Below are 12915 nucleotides of genomic sequence, written 5' to 3'. Positions count from 1 at the left end.
GGAGGTTCTTAAATGAACAAATATGATGGACTTGCCCGTATCATCATTCAGAATGTTGGTGGAAAAGCTAATATTTCCAGTGTAACTCATTGTGTAACTCGTCTTCGCTTTAAGCTTAAGGATGAAAGCAAGGCGCAGACAGAAATCCTTAAGGATACTGACGGTATTGTTAATATCCTTAAAGCCGGCGGACAGTATCAGGTTGTAATCGGTCAGCATGTAGCTGATGTTTATGATGCTGTAATTTCTGTAGGTCATCTTGAAAATCTTGCAGAGATCCAGAGTGAAGGTCCTGCAGAAAAACAGAATGCCTTCAATGCTTTTGTTGGAATTGTAACCGGCGTATTTACACCCTTCCTTGGCGTTCTTTCTGCCTGTGGTATTATTAAGGGTATTCTTGCCTTGTGTTCTGCAACCGGCTGGCTCAATCCTGCAGGGGGAACCTATAATTTCCTTATGGCAATCGGCGATTCTGCCTTCCTCTTTATGCCCGTTGTTCTTGGTTTTACAGCTGCAAAGAAGTTTAAGCTTCCTGAACTTGAAGGAATTGCCCTTGGTTTAATTCTTACTTATCCTGAATTAAAGTTCCTGGCTCCTGCTGGTGCACTGGCTAAAGATGCCCTCAGTCTTTTTAACATTCCTGTTTTGTGGCCTGCTGCAGGATATACAAGCTCTGTAATTCCAATCATTTGTGCCGTTGCCTTCGCTGCCTGGTTTGAAAGACTTTTCAAAGACCACGTGCCTAATGCCTGCAAGATTTTCGCAGTGCCTCTTATCACTTTGATTGTAACAAGCTGTCTTACTTTCTGGGTAATAGGCCCGGTTTCATCACTTCTTTCTACAATTCTTTCAAAGTTCTTTACAACAATTTCTGCAATCAGCCCTGTTTTGACAGGACTTTTGATTGGTTTCTTCTGGCAGATTTTAGTAATGTTCGGACTTCACTGGTCACTTGTTCCTCTTGCAATTCTGAACTTTACAATGCTCAATGCCGGACAGGGACCTGGAGATACAATCGTTGTTGCTATGTTCGGAACAACTTTTGCTCAGACTGGTGCTGTAATCGGTATCATGCTTAAGACAAAAGATCAGAAACTTAAATCACTTTGTCCTCCAGCAATCATTTCTGGTATTGCCGGTGTAACTGAACCTGCAATTTACGGTGTTACTTTGCCTAAAAAAGCTCCATTCTTCCGCACCTGTGGTATTGCCGCTGTTGCCGGTGCTGTTTTGTGTGCTCTTGGCGTTGTTGGAACTGGTATGGCCGGAATGGGCGTATTCGGATATCCTGCTTACATCGGAACTGCCGCTTCTGCAAAATATGGTCTTGCAGAAGGAAGTATTTCAAAAATGGTTATTGCAATCATTGTTTCTTTGATTTGTGTTGTTGTCGGAATGATTTCTGAATTGATTTTCTATAAAGACGGTGCTCCTGCAAAAAAACAGGCTGTAAAGGCTGATACTTCAAGTGTAAACGTAGATTCACCTTTGAGCGGAAAAGTTGTAGAACTTACTTCTGTAAAGGATGAAGCTTTTTCAAGCCAGACTTTAGGAAAGGGCTGCGCTATTGTACCGACTGTGGGCGTAGTAAAAGCTCCTTGTGATGGAACTGTTTCTGTACTTCCTGACACAAAGCACGCAATCGGCCTTACAACTGCCGGCGGCGTTGATATTCTGATTCACGTTGGAATGAACACTGTTGAACTTGGTGGCAAGAACTTTACTGCAAAAGTAAGCGAAGGCCAGAAGGTAAGCAAGGGTGATGAACTTTTAGTATTTGACCTTGAAGCAATTAAAGCCGCCGGCTACGATATCACAACCCCGGTAATCATCAGCAACGCCGACGACTATGCTAACGTAGATGTCCTGGCTGAGGTTGGTTCAACTGTAGGCATTGGAGATGCTTTAATAGCAGCGTCTAACATGTAGCAATTTTTATGTTGTACAATTTTAGGAGATTCGTATATGAAAGGATATAAAATGCCGGAAGGCTTTTTGTGGGGCGGCGCTACTGCCGCTAACCAGTGCGAAGGTGCCTGGCAGGAAGACGGACGGGGTCTTGCAAACGTAGACCTTATCCCTTATGGAAAAGACCGTTTCCCTGTAATGGCAGGAAAAATGCGCATGCTCGAATGTGATAATGAACATCTCTATCCGAGTCACGAAGCAATTGATATGTACCACCATTATAAAGAAGATATTAAACTTTTTGCCGAAATGGGCTTTAAGTGCTATCGACTTTCAATTGCCTGGACCCGTATTTTCCCAAACGGTGATGAAAAAGAGCCTAATGAAGCAGGCTTAAAATTCTATGATGACCTTTTTGATGAGTGCCATAAATACGGAATTGAGCCTCTTGTAACTTTAGTTCACTTTGACGCTCCTGTGGGACTTATCAAAAAGTTTGGAAGCTGGAAAAACCGCGAAATGGTAAACTGTTTTGAGCGTTATGCCAGAACCGTTCTTACCCGCTATAAGGATAAGGTAAAATACTGGCTTACCTTTAATGAAATCAATATGCTGCTTCATCTTCCATTTATGGGAGCGGGAATCCTTTTTGAAGAAGGTGAGAACGAAGAGCAGGTAAAATACACAGCTGCTCATCACGAGCTTTTGGCAAGTGCCCTTGCGGTAAAAATTGCCCATGAAGTAAATCCAAAAATGAAGGTTGGCTGTATGCTGGCTGCCGGTCAGTTCTATCCATATTCCTGCCGTCCGGAAGACGTGTGGGCTGGAATATGCGATGACCGCAAAAACTACTTTTTTATTGATGTTCAGAGCCGGGGCGAATACCCATGCTATGCAAAAAAAGAGCTTGAGCGAAAGGGAATTAAGCTTCCTCTTCTTGAAGGCGATGAAAAAATCCTCAAGGAAGGAACTGTTGATTTTATCAGCTTCAGCTATTACGCAAGCCGTGTAAGTGCCCATCCGGATACTCCTGCAGACCGCACGACTGGAAATGCAATCATCATTGGAATTAAAAATCCTCATCTTAAGGCAAGTGACTGGGGCTGGTTGATTGACCCTCAGGGCTTAAGAATCACAATGAACGTGCTTTACGACCGCTATCAGAAGCCGCTTTTCATCGTAGAAAACGGACTTGGAACAAATGATAAGGTAGAAGCTGATGGTTCTGTAAAGGATGATGACCGCGTTGCCTATATGGCAGCCCACATTCTGGAAATGGAAAAAGCTGTCGTAGAAGATGGCATTCCTCTTATGGGCTATACAATGTGGGGTCCAATCGACATTGTAAGTGCAAGTACCGGCGAAATGAAAAAACGCTACGGCTTTATCCGCGTAAACAAAGACGACCAGGGCAACGGCGATTTGTCACGCTCTAAGAAGAAGTCCTTTGACTGGTATAAGAAAGTAATTGAAACAAATGGTGAAATATTATAATAGTAAGGAGCCGTAAAAATGGCGTGAACGGAGCGGGACTGAAAAGTCATTTGTAAGCTGGAAGGGCGAAGCCCTTATAATAATTTCCTATCAGCTTACACCCATGACTTTTCAGGAACGCGCAGTGGAAGCCATTTTTACGGAACTTACACTTATAGGACTTTATTTTTATGAAACTAATTTTCTTAGATATAGACGGCACCCTTATTCCTTTCGGCGGTTACATGCCTCCTGATTCTGCAATCAGGGCAATTGAGCTTGCCCGTAAAAAGGGAAATAAAGTTTTTATTAATACGGGACGCTGCCGCTGCGAAGTGCATAAGGAACTTTTGCAGATTGGCTTTGACGGTGTAATCTGTTCAAATTCCCTCTATATCGAAGAAAATAATCAGTGTTTGCTGCAAAAAGACATTCCGGAAGAAGGTGTAAAAAAACTTTCGGAATGGCTTCTGGCAGAAGAAGTGGGCTTTTTCTTTGAAGGTCAGCAGTCTGTAAAAGCGGTAAAGCTTTATTTTGAACAGATGGCTAAGAAATTCGGAGAAAAAGCCTTGAGCGACCTTAAAAAAGGTTTTCCTTCAATTAAAGAATCTGACCTTACCTATGACGGGGTTGCAAAAATCAATTTTGTTACAAAACCCGGAATCTATGAAAAAATAAAAAATCACTTTGGAAATGAATATCAGATAAACGAATGGTCATTTTTAGGTGATGATAAGGGAATGGGAGAAATTACCCTCAAAGAAGCAAGAAAGGCTGACGGCGTTCGTTTTATGACTGAACGGCTTGGTGTAAATATAGAAGATACCTATTCCTTTGGAGATACCCGCGGTGATATTTCTATGATTAAATATTGCGGAACAGGCGTTGCAATGGGTAATGCCGAAAAGGAATTAAAGGAAGTTGCAGATTTTGTCGCAGATACTATAGAAAACGACGGTTTATATAAAGCTTTTGAAAAATTCGGCTTGATAGATTAAAATAAATTTGCAGGGTGTAAAATGAAAATTTTAAAAGTATTAAACAATAATGCAGTTGTCTGTGCCGGAGAAGATGGAAAAGAAACTATCGCAATGGGGCGGGGAATAGCTTTTCAGCAGAAAGCGGGCAGCGAACTTGACCAGGCAAAAATAGAAAAGACTTTCGTTCTTCAGACTGAAGAAAAAAGCAGCCGTTTTCAGAAATTTATCAAAGATATTCCCATGGAAGATGTTTTCCTTGCAGAAAAAATCATCTCTCATGCTCAAGTTTCTGCCACAAAAGAATTTGATGACAGCATTTATATCACCCTTACAGATCATTTAAGCAGTGCCCTTGAAAGAATGCGCTGTAATATTTCTGTTACAAATCCCCTTACAGCGTCAATTAAAACTTTTTATCCTAATGAATTTCAGATGGGAAGTGACGCTGTAAAAATTATTAAGGAAGAAACAGGCATTCAGCTTCCTCCTGATGAAGCGGCCTTTTTTACCATGCACTTTGTCACCGCAGAACTTGGCAATTCCGAAATGGAATTCAGCGGGGTTCTTAATTTTGTTCAGGAAATCAGTAATATTGCAAAAGAGTCTCTTTTAAATCCTGTAGGAGAGGCTTCTGTTTCATGGCAGAGATTTTTAACTCATCTGTCTTTTTTTGCCCAGCGTCTTCTGACTGGTAAGGAAAGCGAGGATAAGGATTCTCCGCTTTATGATTCGGTTTCTAATGCCTATCCAAAAGCCCGTTCCTGTGTCGAAAAAATCTGCCGCTGGGTTTTAGATAAATATAACCACAATGTAAACCGCGAAGAAAGGACTTATCTTATGATTCACGTAAACCGCCTTCACGAAGAATGCGGGGCTAAATGATGTGGTCTTCCGCTGTCTGCCTTACCACGGGAATGCTTGTGGGTGGCACAAAAAACATTGTCCGCATAATTAACTGCTTTACCAGAGTTCACATTCAGGTTATCAATCTTGAAAAAATTACAGAAGAAGCACAGGCGCGATTAAAGAAACTGCCGGGGGTCAAGGGACTTTTGATTCGCGGGGATGAAATTCAGCTGATAATCGGGGTAGAAGCAGTAGAGATTTCTAAAGATTTAAATAAACATCTGGGATTTTTACAATGACAAAAATCTGTTTATATAGTAAAATGTTATACCTATATATTGAAAACAGAATAAGGATCAAAAAATGTTATTGGATAAAATTCTTACTGCAATCTTCGGCTCTCAGAATGACCGTGATGTAAAAGCCCTGCGCCCTATACTGGCGGCTGTAAACGCAAAAGAGGAATGGGCTAAAAGTCTTAAGCCGGAGGAATTCCCAGAACAGACTAAGAAATTTAAAGAGCGTCTTGCTAAGGGCGAGACCCTTGATGATATTCTTCCAGAGGCCTTTGCCCTTGTTCGCGAAGCTGCCTTCCGTATCCGCGGAGAACGAGCTTTTGACGTTCAGGTAATGGGTTCTATCAATCTTCATCAGGGTAAAATTACAGAAATGAAGACTGGTGAAGGTAAAACTCTTGTTGCCGTTGCCCCAGCTTATTTGAACTCCCTTGAAGGAAAAGGCGTTCACGTTGTAACAGTAAACGATTACCTTGCAGAACGTGATGCTAACACAATGCGTCCTGTATTCAGCTATCTTGGTCAGACAGTCGGCGCCATCCTTTCTAATATGGATACAGAAGCCCGCAAGGCTGCTTATGCCTGTGATATCACTTACGGTACAAACAACGAGTTTGGTTTTGACTACCTTCGTGATAACATGAAAATTGACCTTAAGGATAAGGTTCAGCGTGGCTTCAACTACTGTATCGTCGACGAAATCGACTCTATCTTGATTGATGAAGCCAGAACTCCTCTTATTATTTCCGGGGCAGGCGAAGACGATACTTACAAATTCCACGAAGTTGATAAATATGTAGGCGAACTTAAGGAAGTAGAAAAAGACCCTAAAACCGGTGAATATCCTGATGAAACTCAGATGGAACCGGAAGAGCGTGCAAAAATCGAAGGTGACTATACTCTTGATGAAAAATCTAAGCGCGTATCATTTACAGACAAGGGTATGCTTCATATCAACGAAATCCTTCACAAGCACAATCTGATTACAGGTGCTCTTGAGGATGAAGAAAACTTTGAGTACACACATTACTTTACTCAGGCATTGCGTGCCCATCTTTTGTTCCACAATAACGTTGATTACATTGTAAAAGACGGACAGGTGCAGATTGTAGATGAATTTACTGGTCGTGTTCTTGAAGGCCGCCGCTATTCAGACGGATTGCATCAGGCTATCGAAGCAAAAGAACATATCAGAATTGCCCAGCGTAACCGCACAATGGCTACAATCACTTTCCAGAACTTCTTCCGTATGTATACAAAACTTTCCGGAATGACTGGTACAGCCGCAACTGAAGCAGTTGAATTTAATAACATCTATCATCTTGATGTAGTTGCAATTCCAACAAACAAGCCTGTTGCCCGCGTTGATGAAAACGACCTTGTTTACCTGAACGAAGAAGATAAATGGGAAGCAATTGCTAAAGAAATTTCTGAAGCTCACGCAAAAGGTCAGCCAATTCTTGTTGGTACAGTTTCTGTAGAAAAATCTGAACACCTTTCTGCTTTGCTTACCCGCAAAGGTGTACGTCACGAAGTTTTGAATGCTAAAAACCATGCCCGCGAAGCTATGATTATTGCAGAAGCCGGTGCAAAAGGCGCAGTAACAATCGCTACTAACATGGCCGGTCGTGGTACTGATATTAAACTTGGTGGTAGCCCGGAGTTCCGTGCAAGAAAGCGTGTTGGAACAAATGCTACAGAAGAGCAGTACAAAGAGGCTCTTGCAATTGAAAGAGAAAACTGGAAAAAAGATTATGAAGAAGTAAAGGCTCTTGGTGGTCTTTATGTAATCGGTTCTGAACGCCATGAATCACGCCGTATTGATAACCAGTTGCGCGGTCGTTCTGGTCGTCAGGGTGACCCTGGACGTTCTCGCTTCTTCATTTCTATGGATGACGATTTGATGCGTCTCTTTGGCGGTGAACGCATGAAGGTTATGATGCAGAGAATCGGTATGGAACCAGGAGAACCAATCGATCATCCATGGCTCAACAAAGGTATTGAAAAGGCACAGTCTAAAGTAGAAGACCGCAACTTTGAAATCCGTAAACACCTTCTTGATTATGATGATGTTTTGAACGAGCAGAGAAGTGTAATCTACCTGCAGCGTGATGACATCCTTGCAGACGACAATCTTTCTGAGCGCGTAATGAACAACGCAAAAGATGTTGTTGAAGATTTGTTCGATGAATTTGAAGATGCAAAGAAACATGATAAGCATTCAAATGCACCTCTTAATGCTTTGAACGAAAAGCTTCGCAATTACTTTGGCTTCCAGCTTCCAAATGAACGTGTAACAAAAGATGCTGTAATTGCAGCTTTGCAGAACGATATTACAGAAAAAGAAACTCTTGCTGGTAAAGAAAACTTAAATATGTTTATCCGTTACCAGTATGTTCAGATTATTGATAAAAAATGGCTTGACCAGCTTGAAACTCTGGAAGGTCTCCGCGAGGCTGTATCGCTTCGTGCATACGGTTCTAAGAACCCTCTTACAGAATATAAGAACGACGGATTTGATATTTTCTACGAAATGCTGGATTCTATCCGCAATATGGTAATGAGCCGCGTATTCAAAGTACGCATTCAGCTTTCACCGGAAGCTGCAGAACAGCGTCGTCGTATGGCAGAAGCACAGGCAAGAGCCGCTAATGCCCAGCACAATGAAGCCCAGAGCATGGGAAGTCAGGCTGCTCAGGCACAGGCTGCAAGTTCAGCCCGTCAGAACTTCAGTGGAGCTCAGGCACGCGCACAGGCAGCTGGAAGTGCAACTAATGCCCGCTCACAGGGTGACAACGTAACAGTTCGCCGCACAATGCCAAAGGTAGGACGTAACGATCCTTGTCCTTGCGGAAGCGGTAAAAAGTTTAAGAACTGCCACGGACGCTAGAATAGTTTAAAAAATGCTTACACAAAGAACCGTATTTTGCTCCGCCGAGAACGCGGAAAGGTATTGATTATACATGCAAGCCTGCTTACAGCAGTCTTGCGCTTCCCGCGTTCAATGCTCCGCAAAACACGAACCTTTGTTCCGCATTTTTATACAATTCTGTCTCCAGTGGTTAAACTTTTCCACGTCTGGTTGCCGGCCAGAATCTATACACCGGTTTTCCTATAATATAGCGTTTGTTAACATACTGAGGTGCCATCATCGAATAATAGGTGATGGCATTTTTGTCATCTGGTGTAAGAGGCTTTTCAGTCTGCTCGTATGAGTGTCGCAAATCAAGGGAATTAAAGCGGTTATCACCCATCATAAAGTAGCAGTTGTTAGGAATGTACTGAGGATTTCCATTTTCATCATTTGCAGGAAAGACCGGCATATTTCGTTCATCAAGAAGGCTCTGAATATACCAGTTAAGCTTCTGTGCAAGTTCATAATTTTCTGAAAGTACGCTGTCTTTTGACCAGCTTTCTTTTCCGGCCTTGCTGAGCTGCAGTTCTGCAGTGCGTAAAACAATGTTTCCAAAGGCAATTTTTGCCATTACGTTCAGTCTGTAATTTGATTCTGCGTAAAGGTCTCGCTCCTTATTTTTTGAAGCTGTCCAGGAAGTCATAAAATCACTGAACCATTTAAGGCCGTCTTTTTTTGTGATGATATTATAGGCGGTCTCACTTGCAGTTGAAAAAAGTGTGTATTCAAAAAGCGAAGGAGCCTTAAAGCTTTCTGAAGATTTAATTTTAGCTGCTGTTTCTCCACTGGTAATAAGCTGCAGGTTTCTTACAATTTCTTTTGCACGGAATTCAGCCACAGTTAAATCGTAATTGCGGCGGTATTCCTCAAAAGAAACCATCTGTTCATATTCGGAAGCAGAAAGAGGGAAGGTCTGAACCTTCTTTTTGATTCCCTGCTGTAAGTCATTCAGATTCCAGCTTGCGAATTTATTATCAAGGATAACTTCCTCAAAATCATGATTTTTTGTGCGGGCATAAAGTTTTCCGTCCTGCATTACAAGCTGTTCGCCGGGAACTCCGCAGATTCGTTTTACAAGAGGGTCAGCCTTAAGTTCTCCATCTGCATCCCTGTTAAGGTTTACTGTCATAAAGGTGAGCATGTAAATCAGCTGGCTTGTAACGGTTTTTACTTCACTTTTGCGGTCAAGGCTGTAGTGAGGGTTTCTCAAGACTATTGTCTGGCCTCTCTTGTATTTTCTGAAGTCAGGAAGTCCGATATTTGTAAGCGGGAATTTTGGTCCGCAGTCAATTTTTGAAACAATTACGCGGTCTTTTATTAAAAAAGTTGGAACCATTGATTCAGAAGGGATTTCGTAAAGCTGGAAAACAAAAATCTGAAAGAGCATTACGGTAAAAATTGCCCAGATAAGGGCATCAAGCCAGTCAATAACTTCGTAGGCAATGCGGCCGGCTCCCTTTGGCTTTTTGAATTCCGGTTTAATAGTCCAGCCTTCTGTAAGCTTTTTGATATGCTTTTCGTTCATTTTGTTAGAAAGCATTAAACTTGTAACAAAAATTACAGCCCATAAAAGCACTGTAACTAAATCCAGAAAGTATGGTGTTCCGTTTTTACCTGCTCTACGCAGAATAAAGCAGATTAAAAGAAAATATGGCAGATATTGAATCAGCTTTAATACTGCCATTGCCTTACTTCCATCAGTTTCTTTAAAAATCTTATTATATAGAAGAAATGCAAGAATTCCTGAAAAGGCCAGAGCCAGAGGGAAGGCAAGCATGGAAATATCAAGTGAAAAATTAATCAAAAGAAGGGTAAAAAGTGCAGAGCAGGCAAGCTGAATGCAGGATAGTTTTTTAAATGATTCAAATTCTTTGTTCATGTAAAAACTATATCACAAAACTCTGCATTGAAAAATCCCCAAAATTCGTAGATAATATTTGTTATGAAAAAGAGTTTTGCTGTTTTTGTAAGTCTTCTTGCCGCTGCTTTTACTTTTACAGGCTGTTTCCGCTCAGAAAGTATTGAATCGATTAATGAAAATCAGCTTTTTACAATTCCTTATGGTAATTTTGAAGAACAGCTTGGAATCAGAGATTTGAACGGTGTGGGCGGCCTTCGTTACGGCGTTTTTATGAGGGACGGTTTTTTCTATATCAGTAACGGCGACGCAAAAAAGGTGATGGAACTGAACTCTTACGGCGATTTGCTTACCCTTTATTATAATGAAGATTCTGAAATCAGCGCACTCTTGAAAAATACAAAACGCGATGCAAAAAGCATTCATTATGAAATTTCTTATCCCTTTGATTATGAAGGACTTATTGCAGTAGATTCACAGAAAAATATTTTTGTAGTATGTTCAATGCCCCGCGACCGTCAGGAACAGAGTGATGATGGAACCATGCTTTACAGTCAGACAGTTTTAAGGATTGCCCGTAACGGTTCTTCTGTTGAATATCTTGGTCAGCAGGGACCGGGTGGAATTCCCTTTCCTCATATAAAAAATATTTACATTACAGATAAGGATGAGCTTGTTGTTGTAAGTAATTCTTCTGACGGCGTTGTGGTTTACTGGTTTGCTACAGATGGATTTTTAAAGTATAAAATTCCAATTTCAGAAAAATCAATTCCAAAACTTTCTGATTCAGAAGAAAGTCTTGAATATTTTATTACGATTGACAATGTAATTCCTGATCTTTCCTCATATTTTCTTTATGTTAAAACAGATTACTATTCAAATTATATAGATGAAGAATCTAAGGTACAGTCTGGAATTAATTATGTTCAGACCCTGCTTTTCCCTCTTGATATAGAGCAGAGTAAAATTGGGGATCCGGTTTCAATTCCGCCTTACGAAGAATCAGTTGTTGCAGACTACAGCCGTCTTACCTATAAAATTCCTTATGATTTCTTAGGTGTAACAAAATCAGGCTGGAAATTCTTTATCATAAAGAATGATGACGGTTTTACAATTCAGATGGTTCAGAGTGAAAATCAGAAGATTTTACGCCGTCACTTTACAGCTGACCATAATTCAATCCTTTATGATTCCCTTACTCTTTCTCCAACCGGAATTATTACCGCCCTTTACCTTGAAAAAGAAAATGCCCGCGTTGTCTGGTACAGAACTGACAGTTTGATTGAATCTATTTTGAAAAACTAGCGGGGGCGGGCTTTGTTCGAAGACGTAAAGGAAATAGTTGATCCCCAGCGGGAAAAAAACGAATATCATTTTTTTTATAACCGCGATGAGCGCATAAAAAATGCACCTCAGATTGTTCAGGATTATTATGCGGGTAAAATGAAGCCTTTGCGTGGTTTTCAGGCGCTTTATAAAAAAAAGTCAAATCTTTATGTCCTTCTGGCCCTTGTTTTTTTTGTAGGCGCTGCCTGGATTTACACAGGTTTTAACCGCTTCAGAAATTATGCCAAAATTAACGAACTTGACTGCCAGCTTACTGCTTTTTGTTATGCTGATGAAATTTATGCCAGCTGCAAATTTTCCAGAAATCCAAAATCAAAAAAAACTGATACGGCAGAGGTAAAAATTAACTATCAGGCGATAAATGCTGATATGCAGGTTGCCTGGGAAAGCAGTGATTTTGCAGACTTTTCTGGCGGGGAACTTTTTTTACGCACAAAACTCACGGATTATGATATTATAAGAATTGACGCACTTGTGTCGGTTGACGGAGAAGAAAAGGAACTTTCAACTCCTGTAAAGAGGTAAGCATGAGCAGATCTATTGCATGTATTGATATTAGAGATGGAAAGGTTTTTCTTGCAAAACGCCAGAATACCGGTGATATGGGTGGCCGATGGGAATTCCCGGGCGGAAAAATTGATGCCGGAGAAGATTTTGTAACTGCCATTAAGCGGGAAATGAATGAAGAGTTCGGCGTAGAAGTTGAGGTTTTTGAAAAACTCTGCGAAGTAAGCTTTGAACATAAGGGAAAAGAGTGCTTTGTAGATGCCTTTCGCGTTCATTTTGCAGAAGACGGGCTTAGCCGCCGCTTTACCCTTACAGAACACACTGACTACAAATGGGAAGATTTTAATAAAATCCCTGAATTGAATTTTGTAGATTCTGATTTGAAAATTTATGCTAAGCTCAAAGAGATGGGGCTATAATTTATGAAAAGGTATCTTATCCTTCTTTTTTGCGCTGGCCTTTTAATTTGCTTTTCCGGCTGTAAAAAAATGATGATAAAATTGAAACTGTAGATTTTGATAATTCTTATCCTTTTGCAATTGCTCCGGATGTAGACTGGGCTGTTGTTTCAGAGCCTTATGTTGGTTTCAGACAAGAGCCTTCCAGGGATTCGGCAACAAATTCTTACTGCCGTAAAGATGAAATTTTACAGGTTACGGGTTTTGCGATTAATAAGGAAGGGGAGCAGTGGTATCTTTTTGAGAACGGCTGGATTCCTTCTTCATGCATTGTAATTTATTCAAACCGCTATAAGGCTGAAGCGGCAGTAAAGCAGGCTGCAAAAAA

10 protein-coding genes are annotated in these 12915 nt (G+C 41.0%); 9 read left to right on the top strand and 1 reads right to left on the bottom strand.

Translation table 11 applies throughout. The annotated features are described in order from the left end of the window. Window positions 1–12: 12 nt before the first annotated feature. The 6 genes from MSI_RS05205 (at window position 13) to secA (ending at window position 8393) form a co-directional block, all read left to right on the top strand. Complete coding sequence (locus tag MSI_RS05205; RefSeq protein WP_009104416.1) at window positions 13–1929, top strand: glucose PTS transporter subunit IIA; 1917 nt, start codon at window positions 13–15, stop codon at window positions 1927–1929. 36 nt (window positions 1930–1965) lie between these two features. Beyond that, window positions 1966–3402: a 6-phospho-beta-glucosidase gene (locus MSI_RS05200; protein ID WP_009104414.1), complete on the top strand. Its 1437-nt coding sequence runs from the start codon at window positions 1966–1968 to the stop codon at window positions 3400–3402. A 170-nt stretch (window positions 3403–3572) separates the two neighbouring features. Continuing rightward, entirely contained in the window at window positions 3573–4379 is an 807-nt protein-coding gene (locus MSI_RS05195; protein WP_009104412.1) for a Cof-type HAD-IIB family hydrolase, read from the top strand. A 21-nt stretch (window positions 4380–4400) separates the two neighbouring features. Next, entirely contained in the window at window positions 4401–5243 is an 843-nt protein-coding gene (gene licT, locus MSI_RS05190) for a BglG family transcription antiterminator LicT (RefSeq protein ID WP_009104410.1), read from the top strand. Then, a complete protein-coding gene (locus MSI_RS05185; protein ID WP_009104408.1) occupies window positions 5240–5506 on the top strand; it encodes a PTS transporter subunit EIIB in 267 nt (88 codons plus the stop codon). The genes licT and MSI_RS05185 overlap by 4 nt, the downstream gene beginning before the upstream one ends. A 64-nt stretch (window positions 5507–5570) precedes the next feature. Continuing rightward, the gene (gene secA / locus MSI_RS05180) at window positions 5571–8393 is read left to right on the top strand and encodes a preprotein translocase subunit SecA (protein WP_009104406.1); all 2823 of its coding nucleotides are present in this window, start codon (window positions 5571–5573) and stop codon (window positions 8391–8393) included. Between the two features lie 172 nt (window positions 8394–8565). Here the strand turns inward: secA and lepB are convergent, their stop codons facing one another. Continuing rightward, on the bottom strand, window positions 8566–10296 hold the full coding sequence (gene lepB, locus MSI_RS05175; RefSeq protein WP_009104403.1) for a signal peptidase I: 1731 nt from the start codon (window positions 10294–10296) through the stop codon (window positions 8566–8568). A gap of 63 nt (window positions 10297–10359) precedes the next feature. Here lepB and MSI_RS05170 point away from each other — a divergent pair, with 63 nt between their 5' ends. The 3 genes from MSI_RS05170 to MSI_RS05160 are packed head-to-tail and all read left to right on the top strand — an operon-like array spanning window position 10360 to window position 12548. Next, window positions 10360–11580, top strand: coding sequence for a hypothetical protein (locus MSI_RS05170; protein ID WP_009104401.1), 1221 nt, complete (start codon window positions 10360–10362; stop codon window positions 11578–11580). 12 nt (window positions 11581–11592) lie between these two features. Continuing rightward, entirely contained in the window at window positions 11593–12147 is a 555-nt protein-coding gene (locus MSI_RS05165) for a hypothetical protein (protein WP_009104399.1), read from the top strand. A 2-nt stretch (window positions 12148–12149) separates the two neighbouring features. Next, window positions 12150–12548, top strand: a complete 399-nt coding sequence (locus MSI_RS05160; protein ID WP_009104396.1) for a (deoxy)nucleoside triphosphate pyrophosphohydrolase — start codon at window positions 12150–12152, stop codon at window positions 12546–12548. Window positions 12549–12915: the final 367 nt, after the last annotated feature.

The sequence above is a fragment of the Treponema sp. JC4 genome, from assembly GCF_000260795.1.
Lineage (GTDB): Bacteria > Spirochaetota > Spirochaetia > Treponematales > Treponemataceae > Treponema_D.
The sequence above is the reverse complement of the archived record's forward strand: the minus strand, read 5'-3'. Positions and strand labels throughout refer to the sequence as shown.

Excerpts from the sequence above, each read along its gene's own strand:
- MSI_RS05205 (WP_009104416.1), top strand. The coding sequence starts at position 13 with ATGAACAAATATGATGGACTTGCCCGTATCATCATTCAGAATGTTGGT.
- MSI_RS05200 (WP_009104414.1), top strand. The coding sequence starts at position 1,966 with ATGAAAGGATATAAAATGCCGGAAGGCTTTTTGTGGGGCGGCGCTACT.
- MSI_RS05195 (WP_009104412.1), top strand. The coding sequence starts at position 3,573 with ATGAAACTAATTTTCTTAGATATAGACGGCACCCTTATTCCTTTCGGC.
- licT (WP_009104410.1), top strand. The coding sequence starts at position 4,401 with ATGAAAATTTTAAAAGTATTAAACAATAATGCAGTTGTCTGTGCCGGA.
- MSI_RS05185 (WP_009104408.1), top strand. The coding sequence starts at position 5,240 with ATGATGTGGTCTTCCGCTGTCTGCCTTACCACGGGAATGCTTGTGGGT.
- secA (WP_009104406.1), top strand. The coding sequence starts at position 5,571 with ATGTTATTGGATAAAATTCTTACTGCAATCTTCGGCTCTCAGAATGAC.
- lepB (WP_009104403.1), bottom strand. The coding sequence starts at position 10,296 with ATGAACAAAGAATTTGAATCATTTAAAAAACTATCCTGCATTCAGCTT.
- MSI_RS05170 (WP_009104401.1), top strand. The coding sequence starts at position 10,360 with ATGAAAAAGAGTTTTGCTGTTTTTGTAAGTCTTCTTGCCGCTGCTTTT.
- MSI_RS05160 (WP_009104396.1), top strand. The coding sequence starts at position 12,150 with ATGAGCAGATCTATTGCATGTATTGATATTAGAGATGGAAAGGTTTTT.